We start from the raw sequence: 14,494 nt of genomic DNA, 5'->3' as shown, positions 1-14,494 counted from the left end.
GGCCCCGCTGTCCACCCTCGCGCGTGGTACCGCGAGTTCCGCGAACTCGTGGTGACCGCCGCAGTCTACAACCTCGAACAGGCTCTCAAACAGTGATCCCCACGCCGTCATCGGATTCAACAAAGCAGTCGCTATTTTTCTCTTTCCGACTCACTGCTTGTCGTCTCTCCGAACGTTTCGAACGTGGTCTGCTGTCCGGTCGTTTCTCCGGAGAGTACATAGGGTGTAACGATTCGGAAGAACTGAGCGACGAGTACCAGCAGTACCGGTGCCAAAAAAATGCCGTAGAATCCGAATGTGATCGGCCCAAGGATGTATGCAAACATCAATAGGCCGATGTGAGTCCGCTTGCCGCTCACATACGGCCGAATCAGGAAGTCGGGAATCGTGTCGACGACAACGAACGTCAGTAGCAAAAATAATACTACGAAGCCGAGCGCACTCGGTTCGCCTGCGGCGATCGCGGCGACAGCGAGTATCACGCCGACCGGAAGGTAAACAATCTTCATTCCGACTACAGGAATCAAGCTACCGACACCGGTCAACGCGCCGACAAATGGCGGAAACGGAACCGACACTATTCCGGGCGCGATCAGGTTGTAGCTGAGAAACACAAGAACACCGATTATTCCGGTCACCAGCGCATTCAGGATGTTCCCGAAGAGAATCGAGGACAGTTCGTCGTCGACGGCCGTGGCGTACCGCTTGAGGATGCCCGTGTTGTCGAAGGTATCGAGGAACCAGCCGACGAGCCGTGACCCGTCTGTGAGCAGATAGTACGTGCCGGCTAAGAGTATAAATCCGTGGAGCACGGCGGTAGCAACGAGGCTTGCCGAATCAAAGAGCCCCGACACTGCTTGCTCCAGCCACATCTGGACCGATAGGTCGTTGAGTAATCCGACGACTTCGTCGGGACTCATGCTGAGAAGGTCACTTAGTCGAAGTCCTGCTATCGGTTCCGGGAGCCCATTCCCTTGGGTTCCCTGTAACGCTGAGAGATACGCGGCTCCCGGACCATCTCCGCCGAAGAATCGCTGGGCTTCAGGTAGCACCAGTACGAGCGTGTATCCGAAGAGAAACAAAAACGGAAGGAGGAACAACCCAATCGTTGTGATGGCCCTCAGTTGCCGGTGATACGGCAGGTGACGTTGCTGGATGCGCTGTGGAAGTGGAGCCTTGTCCAAATTCCGATAGATCGGGCGACTCGCATAGTATAGAAAGATAGTGAACACAAGTGTCGCCCGAAATCGAAAAAGAACCACGAGCACTACAGCGAACAGGACGGTCCCGACCGCAGCGAATAGCGTCCTCCGTCGAAGGTCCGCGTCGTAGTCCATTAATATATCTAAATCGTCTTATCACAAAAGAGGCACCGATTTTTCGATCGCAGTGAATCCAATTCGGCGGTGAATGGTGCGCTCGTTGGAATGTCTCTGATTGATCAGATCATCGATGTTGGATATCAACGATCTCTAGCACCAACTCACGAACCGAAGCCTGTTGATTGTCAAACCGCATCATGAACCCTCCACGTGAATCGAACGAAACGGTGCTTCACAGGTCGCTTCGACGAAACGAGATGTAGCCAGCGATCACTGGGAGGACGGCCCACGCTGCGAGTGCCAGTACTGCAACTGACGGAACGATGAACGTGGCTGACGAATCAGCAACTACAGCGGGGACAGTTCCGATATCGAGCGCCTGACTAAGCAGGTACGAAAACGACGTGTCCGGGCCGATGAATGTTAGGAATGTCACCCACGATTCCGGTTCACGGCTCGGCGTTGGGCGCCCTCGAAAGAGGATGGTCTCCGTAAGGGAGATCACCGGGTTCCAGACGAGGGTTAGCCCGATGTACGTTCCGAACGCGGTGGCGATAACCCGACGCGAAGTAGTGAGCGCCATCGAGAGCGCGGCGGAGACCCAGAGAAACACCGTTCCGTACACGCCCGCAAGGAGCATGAACACGACGTACCTGGTCAGCGAAAATGAAGGGTAGGTGAGTAAGATCACAGCGCTGGTGATCAGGGCAGCGCCCGCGATGACCGCGGTGAGCAGTACCGTCCTGCCGACGAGCTTGCCGATGATCATCCCTGCTCGGGAATGTGGCATCGACAACGTCAACACAGCCGTCCCTGATTCGCGTTCTCCGATGACAGCTTCGTAGCCGAGGACGATCCCTGCGAGTGGAACCAACAACCCTACACCGCCCGCCAAAGTCGAGAGGTATCCTTCGAACTCCGGGTTCCCAAGCAATACCAGCAGCGCCGCGAGCCCACTGAACCCGAGTATAAACCCAGCAAAGAGCGCCCATACACCTCGTTCGTTGAGGGCACTCCGAAGATCGTTTCGTGCGATAGCGTGCCAGTTCATAGATCCGTCCTCCGGAACTGCAGATATCCTCCGACCATTGGGAGGATAATCCAGCCGAAAAGGAGACCGACCGCCGGACCACCTTGCAGGTACCACGGCCCGGTAGAGCCGAGATACGCTCCGCTTTGGATCTTGTTGGGGCTGACGTACGTATCTAAGACTCGTTGATACAGTATGCTGGGGTCCGCACCGTGCACGAAGACTGCCCAGTTAGGGAGTTCGTCGCTGGCTAGATTCAGAAACTCCAGCGCTTGTAAAAAGATTCCGTCGAGCTGTGGCCACGCTACGACGGAGAGAAAGAACACGCCGAACGTGAGGACCGTCGCCCGACGGAGCGATGACGTCACTGTCGAGAGCCCGATCCCGATAGCCAAGTACGCGAGCCCGAATAGCGCTGTCGCACCCAGATAGCTAGCCAGCGTGTCCAGAGCGACCGTCCCGAACGGGTAATCAACGAGTACTGCGCCGGCGAGTACCCCGACGGTTATTGTCCCGAGCAAGACGAGTCCGCGACCAACAGCCTTTCCGAGAACGATGTCCGCCCGGGAATAGGGGAACGAAAGCGAGAGCGTCAACTGACCGGCGACACGTTCGGCGACCACGGCACGATAGCCGAGCAAGAGTCCGAACAACGGAACGAGAAATAGGAGTATCCCCCGCAGGAACCCATCGTAATCGGTCATTGTCGGGTCCGACGACGTCGTCGGAACGATGTATCCACCGACCACGAACACGAGTGCGACGAGACCGATCCCGAGTTTTCCCGTTCTGCTTCCGAGCTGGCCGCGAACCTCCTTCCGGGCGACGGTCGGCCATCCCGTCATCAGCTCCTCCGTGTATACTCGACGAACAGATCCTCGAGGGACGGCTCCGTCGTCTGTAGGTCGAGCACGTCGATATCCCGTCGATTCAGCGCGAGCAGCACGTCCATCTTCGTCTCTTTCGAGCAGGTGACGCTGAGCCGACCATCGTCACCTATTTCCGCTTGTTCAACGCCTTCGATGGCCGCGATTCCGTCTACGTCCGCGTCCGTAAAGTTGTCAACAGTGATTAGAAGTTTCGTCTCACCACCGGCCATGTCGCGCAATCCGTCGATGGTGTCGACCGCTACGAGCTGCCCGTGATGCATAATACCAACGCGGTCGGCGACCGCCTCGATCTGTTCGAGAATGTGACTGGAGAAGAAGACGGTCGCTCCACGCTCGTTTTCTGTGATAATTGTCTCCCGCATCGCCCGTGCGCCAGCCGGGTCCAATCCCGAGGTTGGTTCGTCGAGGATGAGCAGATCTGGTTCTCCCAGCAGCGCCATTGCGAACACCAACCGCTGTGCCATCCCTTTCGAGTAGCCGTCGGCCGCGCGGTCAGCTGCGTCCGTGATCCCGACCCGGTCAAGCATATCGAGGGGGTCACCGTCGACGCCTTTGGATTCCATCGCGTACTGAACGTGCTGGCGACCCGTCAGACCATCGTACATGCCGTAGCCTTCCGGAAGGACGCCCATTCGTTCGCGAGCTTCGACACCGTTGGCTTGGCAATTATTGCCAAACACCTCAATAGTGCCAGCGCTCGGGCGGATGAAGTCGAGCAGCATGTTGATCATCGTCGACTTTCCGGCGCCGTTGTGCCCGAGAAACCCGAACACTTCACCCTGTTCGACCGTCAGATCCACTCGATCGACAGCTGTAAACGAACCAAATCGCTTCGTGACATCGTCCACTTGTATTGCTGGTGGCATTTTATGTAATACTCATTTCGTTCGGATACGGACATCTTCACGCACATTTGCCGAGGCGCTCCCGGTGACTCTCATTGGTTTCGACATCGATACACACCGATGCCGGCGATTGCCACAATAAGCAGGACGATGCCGATCGCGAATGGCGAGGGGCCTCCGTTCTGAGAGTTGCCGGTGTTCACCTCGATGTCTCCGATATCGAGGGGTATGATACTGGAGACTCGCTGACCATCAACGGTGTACTGAACCCGAACCGGGATCTGATCGACATTTTCCGGAATCTGCGCAGTCACCTCGAAGTTGGCGAATTCGTTGGGGCTGATCTGGTTGATGAAGTACTCTCTGTTGGGCGATACTGGCCTGACAGCGTCTGTCTTCACGACGCTAATCACGACTGAATTCACCTGTGAGGTACCGACGTTTGCCGCATCACCATCCAGTGTGAGCACGTCCCCCTGGCGTGTGAGCTCGAGACCCGTGAGCGTGATCGCCGAGGTTGGGGCGGGCGAGTATTTTGAATACAGCAGGCTCGCTGTGGTGGTCTGGCGCTCGGAGCCAGCTGTGTAGATTGTAACGACAGTGATGTTTCCAGCCGGGATGTCGTCATCTCTGAGAGCTACCGTTTGGGTACCTTCGCTCAAAACGTTCGGGAGGGGCACTCTTGCGACCGTCTCACCGTCACTCTCCGCTCGAATCTCTACGTCCCGGAGTTCGACGTTGCCGAATTGTTGGAGTTCCGCGCGGATGACTGATGAACCATTTTGTACCTGATTGGAGACGTCCAACTCCACGTCGTTTGTTGCCTGTTCGACAGCGGTAGTAATTGTCCGTTGAACGGTTCGAGTACTCCCAGAATTCGTCGTGTATGTGAGAGTCGCATTGAGTCGCTGTGGTCCGATTTCGGGGAACGTCACGTCGAACGTATAGACCGTCTGAGATCTGGGCGCGAGAGAGGCGTTAATCCGTTCTGGTTTTTCCACATCACCATCGCCACCGACCTCTAACTGAACGTTCGAAATCGGCGCTGTATCACCGTTGGAGACGGTGACGTCGACTACACTCTCCTGCCCGGCGGTCGGATCGAGCGCCGCGATAGAGATCAGTGCCTCGTTGGGTTCTTGGACCTCAACGTAGAGCGGATAATTGATCCGACGATGATCCCCGTCGGAATCCTCGACGACAACGTGAACAGAGAGCCGCTTGTGACCGGGTTCATCGATACTCATAGTCAGCGGAATATCGAGGTCTCCGCCAGGCGCAATCGTCCCAGTATCTTCGATCCGGGCGAACTCATCGATTCCTTCCCGCACGTATACGTCCGTCACCTCAACCGAACCGGAACTCGACGGCAGATTAGCTATGTTGACTGAAAGCGTAAAGCGTTCGCCCGGTGCGGGTTGGTCCACTGAGACGTTAACCGACTGGATCTGGATGTCTGTCTGGGCTGCTGTCACAGGGATCGAAATCATCATAATGGTCGTGACAACGATGAGTGCGACGATTACTGTAGCACGACGATCCGTCATCAGTCACAGTCCTCCAGAGTACCTGTAACGAGGTGGTGTCTCGGCGTATCAAGACTTGTTCCTTCCGCTCGGATCGGAGGTCGTGCGCCTGCGGGCACTGGCGATAGAGGCTCTTCCGAAAGCCGACCCAATTCGCTGGATAGCTGTCTGGTTCCCTCGGAGGATGTGAATGCGAGTTCGGTACCGATTTGCGTAGTCGTGGCGTGTTTCTCTGCGTTCATGTGATGAAATGTTGGTTCGTTCATTAGTTAGTCGTCACCTGTCGCAACAGCGGCAGCTGTGTCGTCGATCACGCTCTCCGTCCACGTGCCGCGCAAATACCACGCACCGCCTGCGAGGAGTGCGAGGACGTTCGACGCAGCGATGGCTGTCCAAATGCCCGTCGCACCCTGTCCGGCGACGGTCACAAGAACGTACGCGATGGGGAGTCGGAATGCCCACAATTCAAGGATGGAGAAGATCATCGCGGTTCGAGTTGACCCACTTCCGCGGAAAGCACCTTGAAGTACTTGGAAGACGCCGAGGAACGCGAACGTGGGGCCGATAATGGTGAGATACGCGGCACCCAATTCGATGACTCGACCGGCCTGTTCTCCGCCGATAAACACGCCGGTGATCGGCTCCGCGAACGTCATGGCCAGAGCACTTACCCCGACGAGAACGACGGTGATGATGCCCGTTGCGTAGGTGACGGCTCGTTTCGCGCGGTTCGGTTGGTCGCTGCCGAGGTTTTGTCCGACGACCGTCTCGATCCCCTGTGAGAGACCGAGTGCAGGAAGGAACACGAGCGAGTTCAGCCGATTCCCGATACCAAACGCGGCGACAGCGTCGTCACCAGCGAGCGCGACCAGTGCCGTCAGCACCGTGATGCCGAGTGCACGCATCGACTGTTCGACGCTCGCAGGGGCACCGATCCGGACGATTTCTCGGATTGTGTCGGGGTCGAATCGAAGGTCCGAGATCGAGAGGTCGATTCCGACCTGCCCGGAGAACAGCCAGATAAATCCGATGACGGCCCCAACGCCGCGTGAGAACACGGTCGCGATGGCCGCACCCTGCACACCGAACCCGGTGAATCCAGTTAGTTCGTACAGTGTCGTACCGAGCGCATCCAGTCCGAGCATCGTCAGCAGACCGTTCCCGTCGAAACCGAGGATGAGGAACGGGTCAAGAACGACGTTCAACACGACGCCGAGAAACATCAACGCGAGCGGTGTCCGAGTGTCACCCCAGCCGCGAAGCAGCGCTTGGAATATGAAGAAGCCGAACATGAAGACGACCCCCAAGAACACTGTTCGGGTGTACTCGACAGCGAGAGCGTACTCTACCGAACCGGGTGACGCGCCGACCAGTCCGACGAGCCACGGGGTAAGGAACCATCCCAGTGCTGAGAACACAAGCGCGAGCACGCCGACGAACGCGATGGTCTGGCCGGCGACGTAATCAACGCGGTCGGCGGCACCTGCGCCCTTGTGCTGGGCAACGAGAACTGTCCCTGCAACGGTGAAACCGCCAGCAATTGAAATCATCAAAAAGACGAGCGGCCACGAGTACGACAGCGCCGACACGGCCGCCTGCCCGAGTTGCCCAACCCAGAACGTGTCGGCGAGGTTGTAGCCGACCTGTAGGAGTTGGGAGAGAACGATCGGGAGCGAGAGGACCACCAGCGGCTTCAGCAGCTCACCGTCGGTGACGTTGACGTCGCGCGTGCTCACGCAGTACGCCTCAACTCGGAGTCGATATACGAGGAGAGTGAGACGCGTGCCGCCGCCGGTGCGTTCTGCCGGTCGGTGGTCGCACGAGCGTACATCGCTCCGTTGACTGTAGCAAGAATGTGCTCGGCGACTCGCGTCGGGTCGACATCGCGGAACACGCCCTCGTCGATACCACGCTGGATGATCTCCCCGATGGTGGTCGCAAGTCGCTCGTCGATCCGGGTGAACTGTTCACGGAACGGCTCGTTCGTCACGGCTTGTGAGCGGAGCCCGACCAGCACCTCCTGAAGCTGTCGTTGTTCCTCGACGGGTTGGAGCGGGAGGAGCTTCTCGACGACGTGTTCGAGGTCCTCGTTCGGGTTCTCACCGGTTTCCGTACTGACCATCGCCTCGAATCGGTCGACGGCGAACTCGAGAAACGCGACCAGGAGGTCGTCCTTCGAGTCGTAGTGGTAGTAGAGCGCGGCCTTCGATTTGCCGAGTTCGTCGGCGATACCCGAAATAGACAGGTCGGCGTACCCGTTCACAAGCAACGTCTGATAGGTTGCCTGCATGATCTCTTCTTCGGCGGTGCTCCACTTCTCGTCGGGTGAGTTTGTAGCCATTGTTAGTTCGAGTTGGTCTCGTCGCGTCCTTGCAGTTCGGTGACGTCCACGACATCGAATTCGGTCGTACACCAGTGACAGAACCCGAGATCGGGGTCAACCGGCTTCCCACAGGCAGGACACGCCGGAGATTCATCGGCCCCTGCTGCCTTGACAGCGTTGGCCGGTTGGATCTCGTCGGCCTGTATCCTCATCGTCTTTGCGATGAGGTACGCATCGAAGGCGCTGGCGGCACTGATGAGAACGATTGGGAGGATCGAGAGCGGATCGGTGAGCGTCCCCGAACTGAGAGCGGATATCGTCGGTTCTGGGATGAACAGGACCGAAGCGACAGCCGTAATTCCTAGCCATCCGAGTGCCCTGAGCCAGCGCCGGAGATACAGGTGGCCGAGTCCGGTGACCACCGTTCCCAACAGCGCCGCGAGCAGTGGGTTGTTTCGGAGTGAGGCCTGTACCATACTACTGACTGAACGTTCGGTAGGTATAAATCCTTCGTCCGACGCGTGGTGGACGGTCGGTAGGAGGAAAGGATAAATGTCGCCGAAATCGGACGGCAGCGTCCCAAGAGAACAGTTATTTCACCGTAATCGAGTACGCCGAGACGTGTCGATCGAGCCCAACTGCTTCCTCCCATCTCGGCGTCATCCGGGGCGAAAGGTTAATACTTACCGAACGTTCAGTCAGTAGTGTGGCGCGAACCGAAGCGCCCGAACAACCCATGACCGACGAATCCCGACCCGCCGACGAATCGACAGCACCGTGGCACGGCCGCTACCTGGCTCGCTGGGGCAATGAGACACCTCTCTACGAAGCCGTCACCGACGCCGTGTCGACCGTTACCGGCGATGCCCGCTCGGCCGTCGCCTCCCGCTACGACAGGGCGCATGCGTTCGCGCTCAGTCAGCTGTTCGGCGGACCCGACGAAGCGTCGACGCCCTCGACTGGAGTGGTGAAGTTCGTCGTCTCCGAGTGTGTCGTCTCGGTCCACAGCGACGGGCAACTCTCGGTCAGTCTCGCTGACGAAGCGGGGAGCAACACAACGGTATAGCACCGAAATCTCCGACGGCGTTCAGAGGACACCGAACAAACTCGCCGGAACATCTCACTACAAATGAACCCAATCTCGAATCAACAATGAACTGGTCACCGGACTGGGGGCTTCGTGCCCGAATGCTCCTCACAGTTGGACTCTTGGCGGGCCTGTATGCCGTTTTTATCGGCGTACTTCTCACCGTCAACGCCGGACTCCTGACGATCATCGTCGTGATGGGGCTGTTCATGCTCGGACAGCTCTTCTTCAGCGACCGGCTTGCGCTCTATTCGATGGGCGCGAGCGCGGTGAGCGAGGAAGAGTACCCTGAGCTCCACGCCGCAGTATCCCGATTGAGCCAGCAGGCTGACCTCCCGGTGCCCACCGTAGCCGTCTCGGACACACGTGTGCCGAACGCGTTTGCGACTGGCCGTTCACAGGCGACGGCAACGATCTGTGTAACGACGGGGCTCCTTGAGACGCTCGATGCTGACGAACTGGAGGGTGTGCTCGCGCACGAACTCGCACACATCAAGAACCGTGACGTGATGGTGATGACCCTCGCGTCGTTCTTCTCGACGCTCGCGTTGCTCGTCGTCCGGTGGGGATGGCTGTTCGGCGGCGGTGGTGACGAGGAGAGCCCGCCCGTCTTCCTCGCCATCATCGCCTCGTTCGTAGTCTGGATTCTCTCGTTCGTGTTGATCAGAACGCTCTCACGATACCGAGAGTTCGCAGCCGACCGTGGTGGTGCCGTAATCACGGGCAGGCCGAGCGCGCTCGCGTCCGCGCTGGCGAAGATCTCCGGTGAGATGGACCGTGTTCCGGATCGAGATCTCCGTGAGAACGCAGAAATGAACGCGTTCTTCATCCACCCGCTGAGAAGCGGGGTCATCGGTCGGCTGTTCAGCACCCATCCGAGTACGGACGACCGCATCGCCCGACTTCGCGCGCTCGAAAACGAACTGGAAACGGTCTAAAATCCTCGTTCGACGGCATTGAGGACGAGACGTAGCCTCTCAATCGGCCGCAGTCGATCCGTCCGTGTTACCTGATGCCGCCAGCTCACCGGTAACCGAGTGTTGTGTCGTCGTCGAGAGATCAATTCCGGCGGCAGCACACCGCTCGTTGACGCGACGGATGAATTCGGCCCTGATATTGGCGCGGCGATTTCGATCCGCTTTCGCGAGCCAGACCCGCGCGGAGAGAAGCACCGACGAGTCGGTCGAGGTCGCTCACGCGAACCGATGGCTCGGGGTCGTCGAGAACAGTCTCAACGTCACTTGCGACCGCCCGAAGAACGTCTGTGGCTACGTCGATATCGTCACCGTATCCGATACCGAACTCGTAGGAAATCGCTTGCGGATCGTTGTCCGTTCGGTTTGTGACCGGCTTGGTCGCGAACTCGCTGTTCGGGACGAGGACGGTCTCGTTGTTCGCAGTCTTGATCGTGGTCACCCGAAAACCGATATCGTCGATCGTGCCGGAAACGCCCTCCCATTCGACCAGGTCACCGACATTGAGCCGACGATCCTGCACGATGAAGATCCCGCTGACGAAGTTCGCGAGCATCTCCTGAGCAGCGAAGCCGACCGCCAGTGAGATGACACCGACGACGAGTGCCGAGCCGGTGAGTGTAGTCTCGAACCCGGCGACGCCCGCCCCGAGACTCACCGCGACGACGATGACGACCGCGTAGAGGAGACGAGCGACTGCCTTCCTAACGGTTCGATTCAGACGGGTCTATCGGAGGAGTCGTCGAACGAGCGGAACGAGCAGCCCTCTGCCAAGCGCATAGAGCACCAACGTCTATACCGCGAACTCCACGAACTGTTCGCCGAGCGAGAGGTACTCCGTAATGTACGGGTCGAAGACTCCGTGAAAAACATACCGGACAGGTGGCCGGTAGCCTCATAAAGCCTACTCAGACCGACCGAAATCGACCGAAAGAGCCGGATATCTCCTCGTGGAGAATATATGAATAAACGAACGATAGATTCATATTGTTGCTAAACGAACGTTCAGTAAGAAAATTCATGCCAGCGATTCAGACCGACGATCTGACGAAGTACTACGGTGACGTGCGCGAAAGTCCTGAAACGGGGCCGGAACGGAAATGATGGCCGGCTTCAGCGACGAGAAACGGACGTACATCCGGAACGAACTGCTCGATACCGGCCGGAAGCTGTTCGCTCGCTACGGTCTCAAGAAGACGACCATCTCGGACCTCACCGATCCGGTCGGTATCGCCGACGGGACGTTCTACCACTTTTTCGACTCGAAAGAACGGCTCTACCTCGAAATCCTGACCCGAGAGCAGGAGGCGTTCGCCGACAGTGTCGACGAGCTGCTCGCCGACGCGTCGGGTCCGCAGGAAGGGATTACCGCGTATCTCCGACTCACCATCGAGGAAATCGAGACGAATCCGCTCATCCAGCAACTCATCCTCGAAGATGACTGGGAGCGACTGGTCCAGGAGTTCTCGGAGGACGAACTGGACGAACAACGCGAACAGGAGCTCGGATACCTCCTCCCGTACGTCCAAGCGTGGCAAGCGGACGGACAGCTCGCCGACGGTGACCCCAGAGCGATCACTGGGGCGATCAATGCTGCCGCGTTCGTTGCACTATATCGAGAAGAGTTCGGCGACGAACTCTATCCCGCAGTCCGTGACACGCTTGTCGAGAGCGTCGCCTCGGGATTGACTATCGATTCGAAACCGACCCCGGCCGCATCCGAGACGCGGACAGACGAAGAACAGCCCCAGTCGACCAGAGACGGACGGAGTACCCGATGACGCTACACCAGACACAGAGTTACGTACAGTGGTTCGAAGAGATCGGAAGAAACGACCTCGCGCTCGCCGGCGGCAAAGGCGCGAATCTCGGCGTCCTCGTTCACGCAGGATTGCCAGTCCCGCCCGGATTCGTCGTGACGACCGCCGCGTACCGAGCATTCACCGACGACGCGGAGATTCAGGAACTGATCGAGCGACTCGATTCACTCGACACCGCCGACGCCGACGCACTAGCGGCGACAGCGGTCGAGATTCGGTCGCTCATCCAGCAGCGGTCGTTCGACGAAGCAGTCGAACGCGCGGTCATCGATGCACTCGATAGCGACGCCGAGACCGGCAAGACCTACGCAGTGCGCTCGTCGGCGACGGCTGAAGACCTCCCGACCGCGTCGTTCGCCGGCCAACACGACACTCATCTGGGCGTCCCCGCCGACAATGTCGTCGACAGGATTCGCGACTGTATGGCGAGCCTGTTCACCGACCGCGCCGTCGCCTACCGTGCCCGCAACGACATCGCCCACTCAACAGTCGAGATGGCCGTCGTCGTCCAAGAGATGGCCGACGCCGACGCGGCGGGCGTGTTGTTTACCGCCGACCCCGACACGAACAGCCGAAAAATCGCCTCGGTCGATGCCACCTTCGGACTGGGCGACACGGTTGTCTCCGGCGAGGTGAGCGCCGACAACGCCCGCGTCAACAAGGAGACCGGCGAGGTGCTCGACTACGATGTCGGTGAGAAGGCGACCGAACTGCACGTGGCAGCCGAATCGGGAACCGACGCCACGAGCACGGGTGCTGAACGTCGTGGACGTCGTGTCCTCTCGGACTCACAGCTTCGGACGCTCGTCGACTTCGGCACCCGTATCGAGGCGCTGTTCGGCTATCCACAGGACATCGAGTGGGCACTGGTAGATGACGAGTTCGTGGTTCTCCAATCCCGGCCGGTTACCTCGCTAATCGGAGTTCCAGAGCCTCGTCCCACCGACGGACGGCTACACGTCTATCTGAGCGTCGGCCATGGGCAAGCGATGACCGACCCGATGCCGCCACTCGCACTCGACTTCTGGACGGCCGTCTACGGAGATACGATAAACGACATGCTCGGAACCGACGGCGCATGGGCAGCCAGAACGACCGGACGGATCTACATCGACATCACCCCTGTTCTCAGAAACAGGGTTGGACGGGGTGTGATAGTACGAACCGTCAGTTCGATCAGCGAACCGGCCGGCGAGGGCACCGCTCGACTGCTCGACGAACGGCGTTCGGAGTTCCGCGGCAATCGGTCACTCTCGTCGGTCCCGAGAGCGATCCGTGCCACTGTCGGATCGGCTCCGACTGTCGCACAATGGGGTGTGGAGATAATCCCTGCGACGGTCGGTCCCTTTCTGAAGGGTGCGAACGGAGCCAAGGAGTTCAGCGAGTGGTTCCGCGAGTGGGGACGTGAACTGGAAGCGACCGTTCTCGACACCGACGACCCGCGCGAACTGGTCGAGAACACCTTCGCAGGTTTCCCCGGCGACGCACTCGTCGAGATGAAGTCGAAGGCGATGGGTGTCGTCGTCGGTCCGTTGGCCGGCGGCATCATCGAGCGAGTGGTTCCCGGTGCGGACGCCGACCTCGTCGCGTCGGCCGGACGGGGCGTCGAGTCGGACATCGGCACGCGCATGACGCTCGCACTCGGTGACCTCGCCGATATCGCGCGGGAGACTCCAGCAGTCGAGCAGGCGATACTCGACGAACAGTCGTACGAAGCGATTCGAGACATCGACGGGAGCGAAGCGTTCGGTACCGAGTTCGAGGCGTTCCTCGAGGAGTTCGGTCACCGCGCGGCAGGCGAGTTCGACCCCAGCCGCCCCCGGTGGCGCGACGACCCCTCCGCCCTGTTAGGAATCGTCCGTGGGAACCTCATCGCCGACGAGAAGGGAGCGCACCGAGAGCGTTTCCAGGAACGCAAACGAGAGGCGAAGGCGGCTGTCGAGGAACTCAGATCGAACGCTCGGTCCGGCCTCCTCGGCCCACTCCGCGGTCGACTCGTTGACCGACTCCTGAGTACCTATCGGGCGTACATCCACCTACGCGACGAACCGAAACACGAGGTCGCCCACCTGTTCGCGGCGTGGCACGACGCGCTCCAACAGGCGGGCGAACACCTCGTCAGCGAGGGTGCGCTCAACGCCGCAGACGACGTCTGGTATCTCCACCACGAGGAGCTGCTCGCGCTTCTCGACGACCCGTCCGGCGACCTACCCGACATTCAGGGGCGACGTCGCGAACACGAACGCCAGAAGCGCGTCGACATACCGGCGCTCATCACCAGCGAGGGAGAGATTCCCCGGGCGGAACGTCCTGATGTCGGGGAGAACGTTCTCCTCGGGACAGGCGTCTCGGCGGGAACCATCGAGGGGACGGCCCGAATCGTCCACGACCCCAGCAAGGCAGACCTGACCACCGGGGACATCCTCGTCTGTCCGTCGACCGACCCAGCCTGGACGCCGCTGTTCGCGACCGCGGGTGGTCTCGTCGCCGAGGTCGGCGGGCGCTTTACGCATGGTGCGCTCGTCGCCCGCGAGTACGGCCTCCCCGCGGTCGTCTCCGTGGCCGGAGCGACGGAACAGATCGCCGACGGCCAGCGTATCCGTGTCGATGGGACCAATGGAGTCGTGGAACTGCTCGAGGACTAACCGACGACCACAGAACACGAACTACACACCGA

General features: G+C 59.5%; 13 protein-coding genes and 1 pseudogene. 5 read left to right on the top strand and 9 right to left on the bottom strand.

Annotated elements, in window-relative coordinates:
• Positions 1 to 96: pseudogene (locus DVK07_RS23765) on the top strand (IS5/IS1182 family transposase); the annotation flags it as partial.
• A gap of 35 nt (positions 97 to 131) precedes the next feature.
• Here DVK07_RS23765 and DVK07_RS18310 read toward each other — a convergent pair.
• From DVK07_RS18310 to DVK07_RS18275, 8 genes are all read right to left on the bottom strand, one after another.
• Positions 132 to 1,337, bottom strand: a complete 1,206-nt coding sequence (locus tag DVK07_RS18310; RefSeq protein ID WP_121598362.1) for an AI-2E family transporter — start codon at positions 1,335 to 1,337, stop codon at positions 132 to 134.
• A gap of 217 nt (positions 1,338 to 1,554) precedes the next feature.
• The gene (locus tag DVK07_RS18305) at positions 1,555 to 2,373 is read right to left on the bottom strand and encodes an ABC transporter permease (RefSeq protein WP_121598361.1); all 819 of its coding nucleotides are present in this window, start codon (positions 2,371 to 2,373) and stop codon (positions 1,555 to 1,557) included.
• Positions 2,370 to 3,197 carry an ABC transporter permease gene (locus tag DVK07_RS18300; protein ID WP_121598360.1) on the bottom strand — a complete coding sequence of 276 codons (828 nt, stop codon included), beginning with the start codon at positions 3,195 to 3,197 and terminating at the stop codon, positions 2,370 to 2,372. The genes DVK07_RS18305 and DVK07_RS18300 overlap by 4 nt, the downstream gene beginning before the upstream one ends.
• Entirely contained in the window at positions 3,197 to 4,108 is a 912-nt protein-coding gene (locus DVK07_RS18295) for an ABC transporter ATP-binding protein (RefSeq protein WP_121598359.1), read from the bottom strand. Before DVK07_RS18295 ends, DVK07_RS18300 begins: the two co-directional genes overlap by 1 nt.
• A 71-nt stretch (positions 4,109 to 4,179) precedes the next feature.
• Complete coding sequence (locus tag DVK07_RS18290) at positions 4,180 to 5,634, bottom strand: hypothetical protein (protein ID WP_121598358.1); 1,455 nt, start codon at positions 5,632 to 5,634, stop codon at positions 4,180 to 4,182.
• Between the two features lie 248 nt (positions 5,635 to 5,882).
• A complete protein-coding gene (locus tag DVK07_RS18285) occupies positions 5,883 to 7,349 on the bottom strand; it encodes an MATE family efflux transporter (protein WP_121598357.1) in 1,467 nt (488 codons plus the stop codon).
• The gene (locus tag DVK07_RS18280) at positions 7,346 to 7,954 is read right to left on the bottom strand and encodes a TetR/AcrR family transcriptional regulator (RefSeq protein ID WP_121598356.1); all 609 of its coding nucleotides are present in this window, start codon (positions 7,952 to 7,954) and stop codon (positions 7,346 to 7,348) included. Before DVK07_RS18280 ends, DVK07_RS18285 begins: the two co-directional genes overlap by 4 nt.
• 2 nt (positions 7,955 to 7,956) lie before the next feature.
• The gene (locus tag DVK07_RS18275; RefSeq protein WP_121598355.1) at positions 7,957 to 8,412 is read right to left on the bottom strand and encodes a zinc ribbon domain-containing protein; all 456 of its coding nucleotides are present in this window, start codon (positions 8,410 to 8,412) and stop codon (positions 7,957 to 7,959) included.
• A 260-nt stretch (positions 8,413 to 8,672) separates the two neighbouring features.
• Here DVK07_RS18275 and DVK07_RS18270 point away from each other — a divergent pair, with 260 nt between their 5' ends.
• Both DVK07_RS18270 and htpX read left to right on the top strand, forming a co-directional pair.
• The gene (locus DVK07_RS18270) at positions 8,673 to 9,002 is read left to right on the top strand and encodes a HalOD1 output domain-containing protein (RefSeq protein WP_121598363.1); all 330 of its coding nucleotides are present in this window, start codon (positions 8,673 to 8,675) and stop codon (positions 9,000 to 9,002) included.
• 86 nt (positions 9,003 to 9,088) lie between these two features.
• Positions 9,089 to 9,961 (top strand): zinc metalloprotease HtpX, encoded by an 873-nt coding sequence (gene htpX / locus DVK07_RS18265; RefSeq protein ID WP_121598354.1) that lies wholly within the window; start codon positions 9,089 to 9,091, stop codon positions 9,959 to 9,961.
• 121 nt (positions 9,962 to 10,082) lie between these two features.
• Here the strand turns inward: htpX and DVK07_RS18260 are convergent, their stop codons facing one another.
• The gene (locus tag DVK07_RS18260) at positions 10,083 to 10,655 is read right to left on the bottom strand and encodes a mechanosensitive ion channel domain-containing protein (protein ID WP_158603179.1); all 573 of its coding nucleotides are present in this window, start codon (positions 10,653 to 10,655) and stop codon (positions 10,083 to 10,085) included.
• Between the two features lie 445 nt (positions 10,656 to 11,100).
• On the opposite strand from DVK07_RS18260, the gene DVK07_RS18255 reads away from it, so the two are divergent.
• Together DVK07_RS18255 and DVK07_RS18250 are read left to right on the top strand one after the other, a co-directional pair.
• Positions 11,101 to 11,778, top strand: a complete 678-nt coding sequence (locus tag DVK07_RS18255; protein ID WP_121598352.1) for a TetR/AcrR family transcriptional regulator — start codon at positions 11,101 to 11,103, stop codon at positions 11,776 to 11,778.
• On the top strand, positions 11,775 to 14,462 hold the full coding sequence (locus DVK07_RS18250; RefSeq protein ID WP_121598351.1) for a PEP/pyruvate-binding domain-containing protein: 2,688 nt from the start codon (positions 11,775 to 11,777) through the stop codon (positions 14,460 to 14,462). The genes DVK07_RS18255 and DVK07_RS18250 overlap by 4 nt, the downstream gene beginning before the upstream one ends.
• Positions 14,463 to 14,494 lie beyond the last annotated feature (32 nt).

Origin of the sequence: Halorubrum sp. Atlit-26R (assembly GCF_003666015.1) — an archaeon.
In the GTDB taxonomy this organism is placed as follows: domain Archaea; phylum Halobacteriota; class Halobacteria; order Halobacteriales; family Haloferacaceae; genus Halorubrum.
This window is presented reverse-complemented; position numbering and strand designations above follow the sequence as displayed.